Origin of the sequence: Nocardiopsis lambiniae, from assembly GCF_031845465.1 — a bacterium.
GTDB lineage: Bacteria > Actinomycetota > Actinomycetes > Streptosporangiales > Streptosporangiaceae > Nocardiopsis > Nocardiopsis lambiniae.
Genome location: NZ_JAVREP010000001.1, coordinates 735,386 through 754,807, shown reverse-complemented (window position 1 = coordinate 754,807; position 19,422 = coordinate 735,386). Strand labels below are relative to the sequence as shown.

Here is a 19,422-nt window from a genome sequence, read left to right as displayed (position 1 = left end):
AGCTTCTGGGATGTGGAAAACGCTACCGTCGCCGGTGAGTGCGGGTCAACGCGCCCCCCGCCTCATATGACAACGAAGTTTCGCACAATGTGAATCTTGTCAAAAATTCTCCGGCAACTTCCGTGATTCTTCAGGTGATGCCCGCGGTCGGGTATCGCGGTATGTCCGAGCGGCGTCTCCTCCCGCGCCCCGGAGCCTGCGATAATTCAGATGCCCCGACGGGAAGCGCGTGTCACCATCGACAAGGTGGTCCACACGGCCCGGACCGGGAAGAATCACCCCGATGGCCGCGTTGACCCACTTGGAGGGATATGAATACTGCCGATACCCGTGGAAGCGCCCGTGACGGCTTCGAGGCCGCCGACGAGGAGACGCTCCACGACACGTTCACCGTCGAGGACGGGACCGACGCCGACGAGGGGTCCCGCCGTGACACCGGCGGTGACCGTTCCGGGGCGTGGGACGTCCCCGACCAGGGTGAGATGGAACTCGCCGACCGACACGCGCTGCGTCGCGTCCAGGGGCTGTCCACCGAGCTCACCGACATCACCGAGGTCGAGTACCGGTCGCTGCGTCTGGAACGCGTCGTCCTCATCGGCGTCTGGACCAACGGGACCCAGACCGACGCCGACAACTCGCTCGTCGAGCTGGCCGCCCTGTCCGAGACGGCGGGCGCCCTGGTCCTGGAGGGGCTGACCCAGCGCCGCTCCAAGCCCGACCCCGCCACCTACGTCGGTAAGGGCAAGGCCGCCGAACTCCGCGACATCGTCGAGGCCACCGGTGCCGACACCGTCATCTGCGACGGTGAACTCACCCCCGGCCAGCTGCGTCAGCTGGAGGACGTGGTCAAGGTCAAGGTCGTCGACCGCACCGCGCTCATCCTGGACATCTTCGCCCAGCACGCGCGCAGCAGCGAGGGCAAGGCCCAGGTCGAACTCGCCCAGCTCAGCTACCTGCTCCCGCGTCTGCGCGGTTGGGGTGACAGCCTGTCCCGTCAGGCCGGTGGTTCCGGTGGCGGCGGCGCGGGCGGCGGCGTGGGCCTGCGCGGTCCCGGTGAGACCAAGATCGAGACCGACCGACGGCGCATCAACGACAAGATGGCCAAGCTGCGCAGGCAGCTCGCCCACATGCGCACCGCCCGCGACGTCAAGCGCGACGTCCGGCGCACCCGCGAGGTGCCCTCGGTCGCGATCGCCGGTTACACCAACGCCGGCAAGTCGAGCCTGCTCAACCGGTTGACCGGGGCCGGCGTCCTGGTGGAGAACGCCCTGTTCGCCACCCTGGACCCGACCGTCCGCCAGGCCCGCACGCCCGACGGTCGCGGGTTCACGCTCAGCGACACCGTCGGATTCGTCCGCCACCTGCCGCACCAGCTGGTGGAGGCGTTCCGATCCACCCTGGAGGAGGTCGCCGACGCCGACCTGATCCTCCACGTGATCGACGGATCGCACCCGGACCCGGAGAGCCAGATCACCGCGGTGCGCGAGGTGTTCGCCGACATCGACGCCACCGAGGTGCCCGAGCTGATCGTGGTCAACAAGGTCGACGCGGCCGACCACGACGTCCTCAAGGCCCTGCGGACCCGCCACCCCGGCATGGTCGAGGTCTCCGCCCGTACCGGGGAGGGCATCCCCGCCCTCATCACGGCACTGGCGGAGGCGCTGCCCGAACTCGCGCACGAGGTGCGCGTCCGGGTTCCCTACTCGCGCGGTGACCTGGTCGCCAAGATGCACGAGGAGGGGCGCGTCCTCGCCGAGGAGCACACCGCGGAGGGCACCGAGCTGCACGCCTTCGTCTCGCGGATGCTGGCCGGCAAGCTGGAGGACTACGCCCTCAGCACGGCCTGACCCGCCCGCGACACGGGCCCCGACCGCCGACGCGGCCGGGGCCCGTTCGCGTTCGCCGACGGGCCGCGCGCGGGGACCCGTCCGCGTTCGGGACGGTGGGTTTCACGTTTCGGACGTATCAGGACGTGGTCCGAGAGTGCCGGAGAGTCGCAGGTCACGAATGGTTCACATGGCGTTCGTCACGCCGCCCACTCGCGAGCCGTGCCCCGGAACGCTCGCATTCGTCCCTGTGGAGAGGTGTACACGGAGTCCGAGAATGGACTACGGTTTCAGCACCGGCCGCTGCCTTCCCGAACAGTGGACGCGGCGTGCCAGGTGCGCCGACGTCCCCCGGCCCGCGCGGCGGTGCCCCCGGCCGCCCCCATCGGCTCTGTCGGATCGTCCCAGATACGAGGTCGCCATGTCCGCCCGTTCCCCGCACGACCCCTCCCCCCACTCCTCGCGGTGGAACTGACCGGCGGCGGACCATGACGGTCGTACTCCTCAGCAACATCGGTCGGCTGTGGACCGGCAACGAGATGCTGACCAAGGCCGCCCTCCTGATCGACGAGGACCGCGTGGCCTGGGTCGGACACGCCGCCGAGCTGCCCCAACACCTGCCCGGTGTCTACGACGACCTCACCGATGTGGACGAGGTCGTCAACATCGGTGGCGGACTCATCACCCCCGGCCTGATCGACGCCCACTGCCACCCCGTCTACGCGGGCGACCGCTACGCCGAGGTCAACCTGTGGGCCAAGGGCGCCTCCCAGGGGGACATCTTCGCGGCCGGGGGAGGCGTGTCCACCACCGTCACCATCACGCGCGGCACCGACCCGTGGACGTTGTGCAACGCCGTGCGCGAGCGGTTGCGGCACTGGGTCATCACCGGCACCACCACCGTGGAGGCCAAGACCGGCTACCACCTGACCCGCGACGGTGAACTCGCCGACGTGCGCCTGCTGCGCTCCCTGGAGGAGGAGCCCGGCATGCCGCGCCTGCACATCACGTTCTTTCCCGCGCACGGAGTCCCGCCCGAGTTCTTCGGCCGTCCCGCCGAGTACGTCGCCACCGCCGCCTCCTGGCTCGCCGACGCCTCCTTGGCCGGTGCCGACGGGGTCGACGTCTACTGCGACAACCGGCAGTTCACCACGGACGACGCGCGGATGCTGCTCTCGGTGGGCCAGTCCGTCGGACTGCGCACCACCCTGCACGCCTGCTCGCGCCCCCGCCACGGCGCCGTGCGCATGGCCGCCGAACTGGGCTGCACCTCCGTCGACCTGCTGCACGAGACCGATGACGAGGACGTGCTGGCCCTGGCCGCCACCCGCACCCCCGTGGTCGCCTGCCCCACCACCTCGCTGCACGAACGGCGCAGGCCCCCGGTCCGGGCCCTGCTCGACCACGGCGTCCCCATCGGTCTGGGCACCGACCACAACCCCGGGCAGAGCGGCGCCACGTCGATGCCGCTCATCATCTCCCTGGCCATCGCCATGTTCGAGATGACCGTGCAGGAGGCGTTGCACGCCGCCACCGTCGGCGGCGCCCGCGCCCTGGGGGTCACCGATCGGGGCATGCTCACCCCCGGCAACCTCGCCGACCTGGTGCAGTGGGACGCCGACCACGAGGGCGCCTTCGCCTGGTCGATGGGCCTCAACACCCTGCGTGTCTGGCAGGGCGGCCGTACCATCCACTGAGGCGTCCGCCCTCGCGCGAGCACGCCCGCGGCACCCGCTCCGCCGCACGAAGTCCGGGCAGGCCCTAACGACGGCCGCGGGCCCGGGCGATCTCGATGACGGCCCGCTCCAGCGCGTACCCCGGGTCACGGCCGGCGCCCTTGATCAGCGCGTCGGTCTCCGCGACCACCGTCATCGCCCTCCCGATCCCCGCCGGGCTCCATCCGCGCGCCTGCTGGCGCAGCGTGCGCAGCTTCCACGGCGGCACCTTGGCGCTCTTGGCCAGATCGGCGTCGGATCCGCCGCGCGAGGGACCCGCCACCACGGCGATCCCGCGCACCGCGCCCGCCAGCGCGCTGTTGATGAGCACCGGGGCGGTGCCCACCGCCAACGACCACCGCAACTGCTCCAACGCCTCGGCCAGCCGGCCCTCCACCGCGCGGTCCGCGACGGTGAACCCCGACGCCTCCGCCCGGCCGGAGTGGTACCTGGCCACCGCCGTGACGTCCACCCGCCCCTCGGTGTCGGCGATCAACTGGGTGCAGGCCGCCGCGATCTCGCGCAGTTCGGTGCCCACCGCGTCGAGCAGCGCCTGCGCGGCGTCCGGGGTGATCTGCCGCCCCGCCGCCGCGAACTCGCCCTTGACGAACGCCACCCGCTCGGGACCCTTCGACGGGCCCTTGCAGTCCACCCGGGCCGCCCCGGCCTCCAGCGCCGCCTGCAACAGGACCTTGCCCTTGTTGCCGCCCGCGTGGGTCAGGACCAGGGTGACGTCCTCGGCCGGGTCCCGGAGGTAGGCGGTGACGGTCTCGGTCAGGTCCTTGACGAGGTCCTGGGAGGCGCGCAGGACGACCACCCGACGGTCGCCGAACAGCGACGGCGAGGTGACCTCCACCATGGTGTTGGGGCCCACCTGGGCGGGGACCAGGTCGTGGACGTCCACCTCGGGGTCCTCGGAGCGGACGGCGGCCACGATGGCGGCGACGGCCCGGTCGACGAGGAGTTCCTCGTCGCCGACGATGATCGTGATCGGGGCGGGTGCAGGCATACCACGAGCATGCCACGCCCCACCGACCGGCCGCGCGTCGAAGCGACCGGTCCGGCCCCCGCACCAACGCCCGTGGCTCGTCGCCCGAACCCAGGACCGCGATGTCGCCGGACAGGTCGGTGCGCAGGTCCAGCGCGCCCATCCGGCGCAGGAGACTCCGCGTGAACGGGGCCGGGTGACCGTAGCGGTTGTCGGCGCCCACCGAGGTCAACGCGATGCGCGCCCCCGTGGCCTCCAGGAACTCCGGTACCTGGGCCGCCGAACCGTGATGGGGCACCGCCAGGACGGCCACCGCGAGCGGTTCCCCGAGCAGCCTTCGCTGCGCGTCCTCCTCGATGTCCCCCGTCAGCAGCACCGACAGGTGCGGATCGTCGGCCCGCACCACCACCGAGCCGTCGTTGACCGAACCCCGGTAGCCCGGCTCCGGCCACAGCACGCGCAGCGTCCAGACGCCCACCCGCACCAGGGAACCGCGTTCGGCGGTCACCGACTCCACCCCCTCCCGGGCGAGCAGTTCCCCGACCGGGGTGTCGGCGAAACCCGGTGGGACCAGCGCCCGGTGCACCCGCCGGTGCCGCAGCACCCCGGGGGTGCCGTCCACGTGGTCGGCGTGATCGTGGCTCAGCACCAACAGGGGCACCTCGCGCACCCCCAGCCGGTCCAGACAGGCGTCGATGGCCTCCGGGTGCTCACCGGTGTCGGCCACCACCGCCGCCCCCGGAGCCACCGACAGCACGAACGCGCTGCCCTGGCCCACGTCGCAGGCCACCACCGACCACCCCGTGGGCGGCCACCCGCCCGGAAGGCAGCGGGCGGCCAGACCCAGCAGCAGCACCGCCGTCGCCACGGCGGCGATCATCCGCCGGGCCCGCCCCCGCGACAGCACCAGGACGGCCAGGAGGGCGGCCAACAGGAGCGCGCCCGCCACGTCGGGCCGCCAGGGCAGCGAACCGTGCGGGATCCGGGCGCCGACCTCCGCCACCGTCGCGATCCAGGACACACCCCACCCGGGCACCGGAGCCAACGCGGCCGCCGCCCCGGGGGCGACCACCGCCGAGGCCGCCACCAGCGAACCGAGCACCGTCACCACCGCCACGACCGGGGCGGCCAGCATGTTGGCGGGGATCGCCACCCACGACACCTCGCCCGACAGGGTGACCAGCACCGGGGCGACCGCCACGTGCGCCGCCACCGCCACCGCCAACGCCTCCGCCAGCGGAGCCGGCATCGACCGCGACCACTCCCGGGTCCACCCCGGTACCAGCACCACGATGCCCGCCGTGGCCAGCACCGACAGCGCGAAACCATAGGAGGAGGCCAGCGCCGGGGCGACGAACAGCACCCCGACCACGGTCACCCCCAACGCCCCGAGCGCCGCGTGGGCGCGTCCCGTGGCCAACGCCAACAGGCCCAGCGAGCCCATGAAGGCGGCCCGCACGACACTGGGCTCGGGGCGGCACACCAGGACGAACAACCAGATCATCACGGCCCCGCCCAGGACCGTCCACCACGGCGGCGCGCGCACCAGTCGGGCGGCGGCCACCACGGCACCGGTCAGAATGGCCAGATTGGCCCCGGACACCGTCAACAGATGGGTCATGCCGGTGGCCCGGAAGTCCTCGGCCACCCGGGGGTCGACACCGGAGGTGTCGCCGACGATCAACGCGGGCAGCAGGTCCCGCTCCGGCTCGGGCAGACCGGCGGCCGCGTCCCGCAACCCGGCGCGCACCCCGCCGGCGAACTCCTGCGACCGCGATGCCGGTCCCACGTCCCGGGGCGGCCCGCGCACCACCACCAGGGCACCGAGGAAGGGGTCGCCCTCGGCGGCCACGAACGCACCCCGGGCGCGCAGGACCTGCCCGGGCAGCAGCCCGGCCCATTCCTCACCGGAGGCCAACACCACCACCGGCGCCGCCGACCCCTTCCCGTCCACCTCCGTGGCGCGCGCTCGGATCACCCACTCGGCCCGGCCGGGCCGGGGTGTCCCGGCCCGGGCCCGTGGGTCACCGGTGAGCTCGGCGGTGAACCCCACCTCGCCCCGGTCGATCGCCTCCCGGGCCGCGCTCGACGCCACCCGGTGCACCTGGACGCCCACCACCACGGAGACCGTCCCGGCGCACGCCAGGGACGCGGCGACGGTCAACGCCACCGCCTCCGTCGGCGCCCGCGCCGACACGAAGATCAGCACCGCCGCGACCCAGGCCGTGCCGCCCACGGTCCACGCCGCCCAGGGCGGCAGGGCCGGTGCAGCCAGCGCCGCCGCCCACGCCGTCCCGGCGGGGATCGCCGACCGCAGATCCAGCGGACGCCCCACACCGTGGCCGTCCGACCCCAGCCACACCACCACCGCGGGTCACCCCCTCCTCAGCCGACGGTCGCGTGCGGACGGATCTCCTCCAAGGTCCGGGCCCCGATCCGGTCGACGTTGATGAGGTCGTCCACGCTGGTGAACGGTCCGTTGGCCTCGCGATGGGCGACGATCTTGGCGGCGGTCACCTCGCCCACCCGGGGGAGTGTCTCCAGTTCCTTCTCGTCGGCCAGGTTGATGTTCACCAGCGGGCCCTCGGACGTGCCCGCCGGCGGTGCGGCGGCCTCCGGTCGCGGCAGGCCCACCAGGATCTGCTCCCCGTCGATCAGGGAGCGCGCGAGGTTGAGCAGGTCCAGGTCGGCGTCGGGCAGGGCGCCGCCGGCGGCCTCCACCGCGTCGGCCACACGGGAACCCGGTGGCAGCGTGTACAACCCGGGATCCTCGACCTCCCCGCCCACGTGCACCACCAGGTCCGTCGCGGGATCGGTCTCGGTTCCGGGCCCGACCCCGGTCTCGGTCCCGACCTCGGCGGGGAGCACATGGGCCACCGTCTCGGGTGCCGCGGCCTCGCTCGGCCGGTCCCGCAGGAACAGCACGGCGGCGATCGCGATCAGCCCCACCACGAGAAGGGCCGCCACCGCCCGCCGGGACATGGTCGCCTCGGGGAGCCACCCGCGCGACAACCGCTCCATGAACGTGCCGTGCCGCTCCGGCAGGAACTCCGTGTACCCCACCGGCGGCCGTGACACGGCCGCGTCCGCGCCCTCCCCACGTCGACGGGGTGCCCGGACCGGCCCTTCCGGACCGGCCTCTTCGACCACCGGAGCGTCCTCGGAGCCTCGTGCCCCACCCGCCCGGTCCGACCGGGGTGCGTCGTCCGGCCCGCCGCCTCGGAGCGGTTCGCCCTCCACCGTCCCCGGCGCGCGGTCGCTCCCGCGGCCTCGGTGCCCGCCCGGGTCGTCCGCGTGTCGCCGGGGTCGGTTGCCCGGGCCCGGTGCGTGATCGGCGCAAGGCCGTGGTGCGGGCGTCGCCCGTCGCGCGTCGCCCGCCTCGGTGTCACGGTCCCCGGGCCACCGCGCGCCGCCCACCGGTGTCGGCGCGACGCGCGGTCGTCCGCGCCGGCCGGGGCCCGTGCGCCGGGCGCGCCCGTGTTCCCCGGACGCGTCCCCGTGCCGGTCGTCGGCACCGGTCACGCGGATGTCCGGGGAGGGTTCGGCGGTGTGGGCCGGCCCGTCGACGCCTCGTGCGTCGGCGGTGCGGGTCGGCCGGGCGGCATCCTCGGCCCCGTGGCCGCCTCGGGGCCGGGGGGTGAGGCGGGCGGTGCCGTGCGGTCCGACCTCGGCGGTGTCGTCGGCGGCGCCGGTCCACGGGGCCGGGCCGCGCGGAGGCGGGGTGCGCACCGTGCGCGCACCGGGCGGTTCCGGGGGAGCCGGGACGCGGTCCAGCGGGTCGCGTTCGGGCCACGCGTACGGAACGGCGGACTCGGGGACGGCGTAGGGCGCGCTCGGGATACCCGGCACGGGTTCGGTGGGCGGCCTGGGGATGCGGGCGCGCAACCGGCGGGCGGCGGGGGAGGCGTCCAGCCCCAGGGCGCGGAGTCGGTCCTGCTGGTCGTGGGAACGTCGAGGGGTCATGAGCCCAAGGTAAGAAGGGCGTTCACGCTCCGCCACCACGAATGCGCGACCTGTGGATAACTCGAAGGCCCGGCCCCCACGGGGGACCGGGCCTTCGAGAAGGGCCCTTAGGCGCTCTGCACCTCGTGCAGGCGCTTGGCGATCGCGCTCTTGCGGTTCGCGGCCTGGTTCTTGTGGATGACGCCCTTGCTCACGGCCTTGTCCAGGGCGCGAGCGGCGGAACGCTGCGCCACGGTGGCCTTCTCGGCGTCCCCGGCCTCGGCAGCCTCACGGAACTTGCGGACGGCCGTCTTCAGCGAAGAGCGCACCGCCTGGTTGCGGACACGAGCCTTCTCGTTCTGCCGAATGCGCTTCTTCTGCGACTTGATGTTCGCCATGCGAAAACGTGCTCCAGTTGATCTGTTTCTGTGCGTCGATCCGTCCGAGGGCTCTGCTCACGGGCAGCCGTTCCGCGAGCGGCCGGCACGGGCACCGACGCCGGGTGTGCAATTCCACGAGGCTCGAAAGAACGTGGAAGTCCGAGACACGGACTTCCAGTATGCCGCACTCCCCTCACTGCTTCGCGCACCGGTCAGCCCAGCCACCCCGAGGTGTACGCCGTGGTCTGCGCGGGGTCGCTCAGGACCACCCCCAAGCGAAGGCCCTCGGGTACGTCCGCCCTGGTCATCCCCAGTCGGATGGCGGACAGCGCCGTCTCCGCGCTCTCCTCACCACCCTCGGCCGGCACCCCGAACCGCAGGGTCAGCCCCTCCCGGGCGCGCACCGCCGACACCGACTCGGTCACCTGTCGCACCATGAACCCGCCGTACAGGGAGTCCATCGGCATCTCCGCCCCGGTTCCGGGCAGCACGACCTCGTCGGCGTTCTCCGCGACCCGCGCCAGATACCCCTGGGACCAGTACTTCTCCTCCCGGTTCACGATGAACGACGGGATCCGACCGCCCGGGACCGGTTCCACGTGGTGCGCCCGCACCGACAGGACGGCCTCCTCGCCCAACTCCTCGCGCACCATCTCCATGAGCGTGGGCAGCGACGGGTCGTTCACGGTCACCGGCCGGATCTCCAGGTGCGCCCCCGCGAACCCCTCGGCGGCCTCCGCCACGGCGGGGGCGAGGACCTCCCGCGCCTGCCGGTCGAACCGGTCGACCAGCAGGGACGACCCCTCGGTGACGTGCCGCAGCCACGCCAGGGCGCGGACGTCGGGGTGGGCCGCCACCCGGGCCAGGATCGCCTCGACGTCGGGCGCGGGTTCGATCGCCCCGTCGGCGTCGATCTCACCGACGAGCACGTACACCGTGTCCACCGACCCGGTGTCGAGCAGCGGCCCCAGCGCCTCGGCGTCCTTCTCCGACTCCACCCGGACGGCGTCCGTTCCCTGGGAGAGCGCCCACGCCGCGGGCGTTCCGGAGTACTGGGCCGCGAGCAGTACGCCGACCCCGGCGAGCACGACCGCGATCGCCGCCACCCCCGCCAGCAACCGCGTCAGAAACCACCTCACCGAAGAGCTCCTCCACCGTTTCCGCGACGCGCACCGACCGGGTCCGTTCCCGGCACGGGGTCGCATAATCTGGACATCGGAAAGACCCGCGTGCGCGACCCATACTGTCGCACCGTCCGCCGTCCTCCCAGGGGAGGGCGCGCGCCCGTCGTGGGACAATGGACGACGGCCCGCGGGCCGCACACCCCGAACCCTTGTCGAACGGAGCACGGTGGCACAGCCGAACTGGACCGATCCCGCGCTGATCCGCAACTTCTGCATCATCGCGCACATCGACCATGGCAAATCGACGCTGGCCGACCGGATGCTCCAGATCACCGGCGCCGTCGATGACCGTCAGATGCGGGCCCAGTACCTGGACCGCATGGACATCGAGCGCGAACGCGGCATCACCATCAAGTCCCAGGCCGTGCGCATCCCCTTCACCGCCCTGGACGACCGGACCTACACCCTGGACCTCATCGACACCCCCGGGCACGTCGACTTCACCTACGAGGTCTCCCGTTCGCTGGCCGCCTGTGAGGGCGCCGTCCTGCTGGTGGACGCGGCCCAGGGCATCGAGGCCCAGACCCTGGCCAACCTGTACATGGCGCTGGAGAACGATCTGACGATCATCCCGGTGCTCAACAAGATCGACCTCCCGGCCGCCCAGCCGGAGAAGTACTCCGTGGAACTGGCCGGCATCATCGGCTGCGAGCCCTCCGACGTGCTCAGGGTCAGCGCCAAGACCGGCGAGGGCGTCGAGGAGCTCCTCAACGAGATCGTCCGCCAGATCCCGCCGCCCGTCGGCGAGGCCGAGGCCCCGGCCCGCGCGATGATCTTCGACTCCGTCTACGACACCTACCGCGGCGTGGTCACCTACGTCCGTGTCATCGACGGCCGGCTCAGCCCGCGCGAGCGCATCCAGATGATGTCCACCCGGGCCTCCCACGAGATCCTGGAGATCGGCGTCAGCTCCCCCGAGCCCACCAAGTGCGAGGGTCTGGGCGTGGGCGAGGTCGGCTACATCATCACCGGTGTGAAGGACGTGCGCCAGTCCAAGGTCGGCGACACCATCACCTCGCTGAACCGGCCCGCCACCCGGATGCTGGAGGGCTACCAGGACCCCAAGCCCATGGTCTTCTCGGGCCTGTACCCGATCGAGGGCACCGACTACCCGGTGCTGCGCGACGCCCTGGAGAAGCTCCAGCTCAACGACGCGGCCCTGGTGTTCGAGCCGGAGACCTCCGCCGCGCTGGGCTTCGGGTTCCGCTGCGGTTTCCTGGGTCTGCTGCACCTGGAGATCACCCGCGCCCGCTTGGAGCGCGAGTTCAACCTCGACCTCATCTCCACCGCGCCCAACGTGGTCTACCGGGTGGAGATGGAGGACGGCACCGAGCACGTGGTGACCAACCCCAGCGAGTTCCCCGCCGGAAAGATCGCCGCGATCTACGAGCCGATGGTCAAGGCCACCGTGCTCAGCCCCTCGGACTACATCGGCCAGATCATGGAGCTGTGCCAGGAGCGCCGCGGCGACCTCCAGGGCATGGACTACCTGTCCGAGGACCGCGTCGAGATGCGCTACACCCTGCCGATGGCGGAGATCGTCTTCGACTTCTTCGACCACCTCAAGTCCCGCACCAAGGGGTACGCCTCCCTGGACTACGAGCCCATCGGCGAGCAGCAGGCCGAGCTGGTCAAGGTCGACATCCTGCTCCAGGGCGAGGCCGTCGACGCCTTCTCCGCGATCGTCCACAAGGACAAGGCGTACACGTACGGCGTGGAGATGACCAAGAAGTTGCGCGAACTCATCCCCCGGCAGCAGTTCGAGGTGCCCATCCAGGCCGCGATCGGCGCCCGGGTCATCGCCCGCGAGAACATCCGCGCCATCCGCAAGGACGTGCTCGCCAAGTGCTACGGCGGTGACATCAGCCGTAAGCGCAAGCTGCTGGAGAAGCAGAAGGAGGGCAAGAAGCGCATGAAGATGGTGGGCCGGGTCGAGGTGCCCCAGGAGGCCTTCATCTCCGCGCTGTCCACGGACACCACCGGCGAGGACAAGAAGAAGAAGTAGTCCTTCGCGCCGGGGCCCAGGGGCTTCCGTCGGCCGCGGCACCCCCGCTTCCGGGGGGGCCCGCGGCCGGGTCCTTTCGCGGGGACGCCGACGCGCTGCCCCGCCTGTTCCGCCGTGCTCCGGTTACCGGGGGGACCGTCGGGCCGGACACGACGAAGGGGCGCCCCTCGACCCTCGGGGCGCCCCTCTCGTGTGCGACGGGTCGGTCAGCCCTTGACCGCCCCCGCGGTCAGACCCTCGGTGATGTAGCGCTGGAGGAACCAGAACACGATCAGTGTCGGCAGCGACAGCATGATCGCCCCCACCGCGAACATCCCGAAGTTGGCGTTGCGCTGCGACTCCACCAGTTGGTACAGGCCCAGTCCCAGGGTCTTGGCCCCGGTGTCGCGCAGGAACACGCTGGCCATGAGGAACTCGTTGATGGTGGAGATGAACACCAGCAGTCCCACGATCGCCAGCACCGGGGTGACCAGCGGCAGCATGATCCTGAAGAACACCTGTGCGTGGGTGGCCCCGTCCATCTGCGCGGACTCGTCGAGCTCCTTGGGCACCGTGTCGAAGAAGCCCTTCATCAACCACGTGTTGATGCTCAGGGCGCCGCCCAGGTAGACCAGCAGCAGCCCCCACCGGGTGTCGAAACCGACCTCCGGCCGGTACTCGCCGATGGTGCTGAACATCAGGTAGATCGCGACGATCGCCAGGAACTGCGGGAACATCTGGATGATCAGCAGGCCGATCATCCCCACCCGGCGGCCCCTGAAGCGCATCCGGCTGAACGCGTACGCCGCCAGCGCCGACAGCAGCACCGTCACGACGGCGTTGGTCAGCGCGAAGAACAGCGAGTTGGCGTACCAGGTGGTGAACGGCGTGTTCGTGAAGAGGTCCCGGGCGTTGTCGAACCCGGCCCCGGTCGGCCACAGTCGGGCGCTGCTGAGCGTGCCCACCGGGTTGACCGCGGCCGACACGACGAACAGCACCGGGAACAGCGCGAACGCGGCGACCACGATCATCACCAGGTGCCGCCACCCGAACCGTCCCGCCCACAGCGCGAACGCGCTGCCGGGGCTCCTGCGGTAGGTCGCCCGGGTGCCCCCCTCGGAGGTCTGCGCGGTCATCGGTCCACCTCCTGCAAGGCCTTGCTGCGACTGAGGCTGATCACCGACATCACGGAGACGATCACGAAGATCATCACCGACAGCGCCGCCGCGTACCCGTACTCGGCCGTGGCCTGGCTGAAGGCCATCCGGTAGGTGTAGGTGATGAGCAGGTCGGTGGCCCCGGCGGACGGGTCGTTCGGCGGGAACGGTCCGCCCTTGGTGATCAGCCACACCGCGTTGAAGTTGTTGAAGTTGAACGCGAACGTCGCGATGAGGATCGGCGTCATCGCGACCATGAGCATCGGCAGGGTCACGTGCCGGAACGCCTGCCAGGCGCCGGCCCCGTCGATCCGCGCCGCCTGGGTCAGCTCGCGCGGGATCGCCTGGAGGGCGCCGGTGGCGACCAGGAACATGTACGGGTATCCGAGCCACACGTTGGCGAGGATGACCGCGAACCGGGCCGTCCAGGCGTCGCCCAACCAGTCGACGTTCGTCCCCAGCAACTGGTTGAACAGGCCGAAGTCGGTGTTGAACATGTCCCGCCAGAGCAGGTACATCGCCAGCGAACTCATCGCGTACGGCAGGACCACCAGGACCCGGTACACGACCTTGCCGCGCAACCGCGGCGTGTGCAGCGTGAGGGCGATCGCCAGACCCACGACGAACACCAGGAAGGTGATGCTCACGGCGAAGGCGATGTTCCACACCAGGATGGAGAAGAACGAGGAGGCGAACGTCGGGTTGAACAGGAAGCGGGCGAAGTTGTCGAAGCCGACGTTCACCTGCCAGCCCTGGGGGAGCCGCTGTCCGTCCTCGTCGTAGAACGCGCCCCGTTCGTCGTCGGCGGTGTAGACGACGCCGGTCTCGGTGTCGGTGACGCAGTCGCAGTCCGCGTCGTAGACCCGGGTGGCCCTGCCCTCGTAGGCGGTGGACAGGCTGTTGGCCCGGATGCCCGAGCCGTCGCCGACGGGGACGGCGAACTCCTCCAGTTCCCGACTGCGGGCGTTGACCTGGGCGGGCGTCAGGACGGTGTATCCGAACGCCTCGGTGACGCGTCCCGAACCGGGATCGACGGTGGCGTCGTCGAGGGGACGCAGCCCTTCGATGTCACCGACGTAAGGGGTGCCCTCGGTGTCGGTGAGCAGGAAGACCAGTTCGCCGAGGTCGGGGTCTCCGACGGTCGCGACGGTCAGACCGAACTCGCGGCCCTGCTCGGCGCGGGTCACCGAGTAGGCCTCGATGGCGGCGATGGCCTGGTCCTTGTCGCCCCGGTGGCCGTCGCTGAAGTTCGTCACCGACGTGCTCATCGTGTAGAGCACCGGCAGGATCTGGAAGGCCACCAGCAGCAGCACGCCGGGGAGCAGGTACTTGAGGGGCACCGTCCGCTTGGACAGGTACACCAGGTAGACGAGGACGAGGACGGCCACCACGACCGCCATGCCCCACCAGTTGCCGTCCACGTACAGCGGCAGGACCGCCCAGAGGGCGAGGGCGGTGAACAGACCGAGCAGGGAGATCTTGACCAGCTGTCCCCAGAGGGAGCCGGAGCCGGAGGAGCGTCCCCCGGACGGGGAGGTGCGGGCGGGCGCCCCCGGTCCGGGGGCGCCCACGTTGCTGTCGGAGGCCACGCCTACCCGCCGATCTTCTCGGCGATCGTGTCGTGAGCGCTCTCCATGGTCTCGCGGACGTCGGCCCCACCGATGATCGCGGCCTCGGCCTTGCCCAGCGGCTCCCAGGTCTCGCCCATCTCGGGGATGGACGGCATGGGGGTGCCCTCGGCGCCGGCCTCGGCGATCGCGGCGATGTTGGCGTCGTCGGCGGAGACCTCCTCCAGCGCCTCCAGCTGGACCGGGGTGCGCGGGTCGGCCTCGTACAGGCTCAGGATGAAGTCGGCGTCGGTGACGTGGTTGGCGAGGAACTCCTGGGCCAGGGCGCTGTTGGCGCTGCCCTCGGTCACGAAGAAGGCCTGGTAGCCGATGTAGGGGCTGGCCGGACCCTCACCCTCGAAGCCCGGGATCGGGCTGATGGCGTAGTCGATGTCGGACGCGTCGGCGTCACCGATGTTCCACGGGCCGGCGATGAAGAACGGGGCCTCACCGTCGAAGAACAGCGCGGCGTCGTTCTGGGTGTCGATGGAGCGGCGCAGCACGCCTTCGCCCTCTTCGCCGTACTCGGCGACCTTCTCCATGGCGGCGATGGACTCGTCGGTGTTCAGGCCCAGGTCGTCCGGGTCCCAGTTGCCGTCGGCGTCCTGGCCGAAGAGGTAACCCCCGGCGGAGGCGAACAGGGCGTTCATCCGGTAGGGGTCGCCCTCCTGGCCGACCGCCATGGACAGCACCTCGCTGGTCTCGCCGTCCTCCTTCAGGGCGGTGCCGACCTCGACGAGCTCCTCGAAGGTCTCCGGGGCGTCCGGAGCCAGTTCGGTGTTGCGCATCAGGAAGATGTTCTCCTGCGAGTACGGCACACCGAAGAGCTGGCTGTCGTAGGTGAGGGCCTGCACGGAGGTCTCGTCCAGCGCGGCGGCGCGGTCCTGGGGGAGCTCGACGGGCTGCACGGCGCCGTTGCGGACCAGGTTGCCGGTCCAGTCGTGGGCGCCGATGAAGATGTCGGGGGCGTTGCCGGCCTGGTGGGCGTTGAGCAGGTCGCCCTGGATGTCGCCGAAGGCCAGTTCCTGTACGTCGACCTCGACGCCGTTGGCCTCCGCGAACTCCTGCGCGGCGGTCTCGATGGCGGCGGCCCGCTCGGGGTCGGACCAGATGACCAGGGTGGTCTCGGCGCCGCTCTCGGTGTCCTCGCCGCCGCCGCCTCCGCACGCGGTCGCCATCAGTGCGATCGCGGCGATCCCCGCGACCGCAGGTGCGCTGCGGAATCTCATGGTGTCTTCCTTCCGAGAGGCCGAACTGAGGGGCCGCGCATGCGGTCCGCCGGACGATCCGGGGCGTGCCCTCGGCATGCGTGGTGATGTGACGTTAGCAATAACTTGCAATCATTGAAAGAGTTTGCAGGCCTCCGGGATAAAGATGTGGAAACGCCATGGAAACGATCGTGTGATCGGGCTCGCTGTGTCGCCGAAGCGTCACGGTGCGTTGATGATATCTGTGATGGTGCACCATTTGGTCACACCATTACCCGTTGACCTGCAAGAACCCGGCGCAATCGGCGGGGTCTCACCGCAGGCGGGTCACTCGAACCCGGACCGGATGCGATCGGCCGCCAGTCGCGCCTGCTCCTCCGCGTCGGCTCCGCCGATCACGGCGGCGCCGGCCTCGCTCAACGGCGTCCACACCGCCTCCATCTCCGGGATCGCCGGCATCGGCGTCCCGAGTTCGCCCGCGCGCTGGAACTCCTCCAGGTCCGGATCCTGCTCGGCGACCACGTCCAGCGCCGTCATCAGCGCCGGGACGCGGGGGTCGGCCTCGTAGAGGATCACCGAGAACTCCGGATTGGCGGTGAAGTCGGTCGCCAGCCGCGCCGCCAGTTCGGGTTCGGCGGCCCCCGAGGAGAGGAAGAACGCCTGCACACCGATCAGCGGCCGGGCCGGGCCCCCGTCCTCGAACGGGGGGATCGGGCTCACCGCGTAGGGCACACCGGCCTCTCGGAGCGCCGCGACGCTCCACGGGCCGCTCACCAGGAACGGAGTCCGTCCCTCCTGGAACAGCTGACCCGCGTTCCCCGAGTCGACCTCCCGGGTCAGCGCCCCCGTGCCGCCCTCGCCCAGTTCCCCCAGGCGCTCGAACGCGGCGATCGACTCCGGGTCGTCCACCCGGAGGTCGGTGGGATCGGGTTCCCCGTGGGTGTTCGAACCGAACAGCTCACCGCCCGCCGAGGTGAACAGCGGGTGCAGGTGGTAGGCGTCGCCGTCCTCGCCCACCTGGAGGCCCAGCGGTCGTTCCACCCCCTGCGAGCCCACCAGCGCCTCGCCCGTCGCGACGAGTTCCTCGAAGGTCGCCGGCTCGTCCGGGGCCAGATCGGTGTTGCGGAGCAACGCCAGGTTCTCGGTGGCGTAGGGGATCCCGTACACCCGACCGTCCACGGTCAGCGCGTCCAGCGCCCCTCCCGTGAACAGGTCGGCGTCGGCCCCCGGGTCCAGGTCCACGGGGGCGATCGCCCCGGCCGCGACCAGCTCACCGGTCCAGTCGTGCGGGCCCACCAGGATGTCGGGCCCCAGGCCGCCGGCGTGGGAGTCGAGGAAGGCCGAGCGCAGTTCCTCGTTCTCGACCACGACGATCTCCACCTGGGCACCCGTGGTGCGCGAGTAGGACTCGGCGAAGGTCATCAGGGCGAGGGCGCGTTCGTCGTCGGCCCACACGATCAGGTGACCGCCGCTCGTCGGGGCGGTGGCCGCGTCGTCATCGGAGGCGCAGGCCGAGGTCAGCAGCAGCGAGGTACAGGCGACGGCGCCGACCAGGGCCGCGCGGGGACGGGAAGAGGGGCGTACGGGTGTGGGGTTCACACCGACCTCCTGGGAACCGGGGCTGAAGGGTGGGGGAAGGGTTCCGATACGGGACGGCCGGGCGTGCGGAACGCCCGGCCGGAAGGGGGAAAGGGAAGGGGAGGAGAGGACGGGGCGGCCCCGGCGGTGCGCCGGGGCCGCGCGGCGTGCCGCCGCCTCCGTCACACGCGCAGCCACACCGCGCTCTCGGCGGGCAGCGTCAGCGAACCCTCGGCCGGGGCGTCCACGGGGCCACTGGCCAGCAGCACCTCACCGCCGGTCGCCAGCTCCACCGGCTCCCCACCGAGGTTGACCGCCACCCGCACACCCGGCTCGCGCTCGAAGAACAGCACGTTCTCCGGCGATTCCAGCCAGGTCATCGAGCCGTCGCCGAGCGCCTCCAGCTCACGGCGCAGCCCCAGGGCGCGGGTGTACAGCTCCAGCGTGGAACCCGCCACGCCCCGCTGTGCGGTGCGCGCCAGCGCGCCCCACCCCTCGGGCATGGGAAGCCACGGCGTGGAACCCTCGGGGCCGAACCCGAACGGCGCGGTCCCCTCCTCCCACGGCAGCGGCACCCGGCAGCCGTCGCGACCGCGCTCGGTGCGCCCGGAGCGCTCCCACGTCGGGTCCTGGAGCGACTCCTCCGGCAGATCGGTGACCTCGGGAAGCCCCAGCTCCTCACCCTGGTACAGGTAGACCGAACCGGGCAGCGCCAGCATCAGCAGGGTGGCCGCCCGGGCCCGGCGCAGACCCTGCTCCCCGCCGCCGAACCGTGTGACGTGGCGGGTCACATCGTGGTTGGACAGCACCCACGTGGTGGTCGCCCCCACGGCGCCGTTGGCGGCCAGGGAACCGTCGATCACCGTGCGCAGCCGCACGGCGTCCCACGGGGCGGTCAGGTACTCGAAGTTGAACGCCTGGTGCAGCTCGTCGGGGCGCAGGTAGCGGGCGATCCGCTCGGCCTGCTCCACCCAGGCCTCGGCGACCAGCGTGCGCTCGCCCGGGTAGGACGCGGCGATCGTCGACCAGCGCCGGTAGATGTCGTGCACGCCCTCCTGGTCGAAGTAGGGCAGCGTGGTGCTGCCGTCGAGCAGGTCGGCCTTGGCGCCCTCGGCGATGTCGGGCAGCGCCGGGTCCTTGACCATGCCGTGGGCGACGTCGATGCGGAACCCGTCCACACCCCGGTCCAACCAGAACCGCAGGACGTCGTCGAACTCGTCGTGCACCTCCTGGTCCGTCCAGTCCAGGTCGGGCTGCTCGGCGTCGAACAGGTGCAGGTACCACTGCTCGGGGGTGCCGTCCGGACGCTTGAGCCGCGTCCACGCGGCACCGCCGAAGATCGACTTCCAGTTGTTGGGCGGTTCCTCCCCGTCGGGGCCCTTGCCGTCCCGGAAGATGTAGCGGGAGCGGGCGGGATCGCCGGGCTCGGCCGCCACGGCCTCACGGAACCACCGGTGGGCGGAGGAGGTGTGGTTGGGGACCACGTCGATGATGACGCGGACGCCCAGCCCGTGCGCGGTGGCCAGGAGCGCGTCGAAGTCCTCCAGGGAGCCGAAACGCGGATCGACGTCGCGGTAGTCGGCGACGTCGTAGCCGCCGTCGGCGAGCGGGGAGACGTAGAACGGGGTCAACCAGATCGCGTCCACGCCCAGCTCGGCCAGGTGGGGTAGACGCTCGCGGATCCCGTTGAGGTCGCCCTCGCCGTCCCCGTTGGAGTCGGCGAAACTGCGGACGTAGATCTGGTAGATGGCCGCGTCGCGCCACCAGTGCGACTCATGGGTCATCGTGGGGGTCCTTCCCGGTCGGTGGCTGCAAGTTCTTGCGCAAGGTTACCGCCAACTTTCAACCATGTG

The 19,422-nt window shown here is 71.4% G+C and carries 12 protein-coding genes and 1 pseudogene; 3 read left to right on the top strand and 10 right to left on the bottom strand.

Annotated elements, in window-relative coordinates:
* Positions 1-311 precede the first annotated feature (311 nt).
* Entirely contained in the window at positions 312-1,847 is a 1,536-nt protein-coding gene (hflX, locus tag RM479_RS03355; RefSeq protein WP_311510213.1) for a GTPase HflX, read from the top strand.
* Between the two features lie 467 nt (positions 1,848-2,314).
* Positions 2,315-3,523 (top strand): amidohydrolase family protein, encoded by a 1,209-nt coding sequence (locus tag RM479_RS03350; RefSeq protein ID WP_274807627.1) that lies wholly within the window; start codon positions 2,315-2,317, stop codon positions 3,521-3,523.
* Between the two features lie 64 nt (positions 3,524-3,587).
* On the opposite strand, the gene holA is transcribed toward RM479_RS03350, so the two are convergent.
* The 5 genes and pseudogenes from holA to RM479_RS03325 all read right to left on the bottom strand — a co-directional run bounded on the left by holA (position 3,588) and on the right by RM479_RS03325 (position 9,990).
* The gene (gene holA / locus RM479_RS03345; RefSeq protein WP_311510212.1) at positions 3,588-4,550 is read right to left on the bottom strand and encodes a DNA polymerase III subunit delta; all 963 of its coding nucleotides are present in this window, start codon (positions 4,548-4,550) and stop codon (positions 3,588-3,590) included.
* A 49-nt stretch (positions 4,551-4,599) separates the two neighbouring features.
* A pseudogene (locus RM479_RS03340) lies at positions 4,600-6,897 on the bottom strand (ComEC/Rec2 family competence protein); the annotation flags it as partial.
* Positions 6,898-6,914: 17 nt separating this feature from the next.
* On the bottom strand, positions 6,915-8,492 hold the full coding sequence (locus tag RM479_RS03335) for a helix-hairpin-helix domain-containing protein (RefSeq protein ID WP_311510211.1): 1,578 nt from the start codon (positions 8,490-8,492) through the stop codon (positions 6,915-6,917).
* A 107-nt stretch (positions 8,493-8,599) separates the two neighbouring features.
* Positions 8,600-8,869 (bottom strand): 30S ribosomal protein S20, encoded by a 270-nt coding sequence (gene rpsT, locus RM479_RS03330; protein WP_274807630.1) that lies wholly within the window; start codon positions 8,867-8,869, stop codon positions 8,600-8,602.
* 194 nt (positions 8,870-9,063) lie between these two features.
* Positions 9,064-9,990 (bottom strand): hypothetical protein, encoded by a 927-nt coding sequence (locus RM479_RS03325; protein WP_311510210.1) that lies wholly within the window; start codon positions 9,988-9,990, stop codon positions 9,064-9,066.
* Between the two features lie 211 nt (positions 9,991-10,201).
* Between RM479_RS03325 and lepA the strand changes: the two genes are divergently transcribed.
* On the top strand, positions 10,202-12,040 hold the full coding sequence (gene lepA, locus RM479_RS03320; RefSeq protein ID WP_311510209.1) for a translation elongation factor 4: 1,839 nt from the start codon (positions 10,202-10,204) through the stop codon (positions 12,038-12,040).
* Between the two features lie 206 nt (positions 12,041-12,246).
* Here the strand turns inward: lepA and RM479_RS03315 are convergent, their stop codons facing one another.
* The 5 genes from RM479_RS03315 to RM479_RS03295 form a co-directional block, all read right to left on the bottom strand.
* A complete protein-coding gene (locus RM479_RS03315; RefSeq protein WP_311510208.1) occupies positions 12,247-13,155 on the bottom strand; it encodes a sugar ABC transporter permease in 909 nt (302 codons plus the stop codon).
* Positions 13,152-14,765, bottom strand: coding sequence for an ABC transporter permease subunit (locus RM479_RS03310; protein WP_311510207.1), 1,614 nt, complete (start codon positions 14,763-14,765; stop codon positions 13,152-13,154). Before RM479_RS03310 ends, RM479_RS03315 begins: the two co-directional genes overlap by 4 nt.
* A 2-nt stretch (positions 14,766-14,767) precedes the next feature.
* Positions 14,768-16,012, bottom strand: coding sequence for a sugar ABC transporter substrate-binding protein (locus RM479_RS03305; protein ID WP_311510206.1), 1,245 nt, complete (start codon positions 16,010-16,012; stop codon positions 14,768-14,770).
* A gap of 306 nt (positions 16,013-16,318) precedes the next feature.
* Positions 16,319-17,590, bottom strand: coding sequence for a sugar ABC transporter substrate-binding protein (locus RM479_RS03300; RefSeq protein ID WP_311510205.1), 1,272 nt, complete (start codon positions 17,588-17,590; stop codon positions 16,319-16,321).
* A 161-nt stretch (positions 17,591-17,751) separates the two neighbouring features.
* Positions 17,752-19,353 carry a glycoside hydrolase family 13 protein gene (locus tag RM479_RS03295; protein ID WP_311510204.1) on the bottom strand — a complete coding sequence of 534 codons (1,602 nt, stop codon included), beginning with the start codon at positions 19,351-19,353 and terminating at the stop codon, positions 17,752-17,754.
* Positions 19,354-19,422 lie beyond the last annotated feature (69 nt).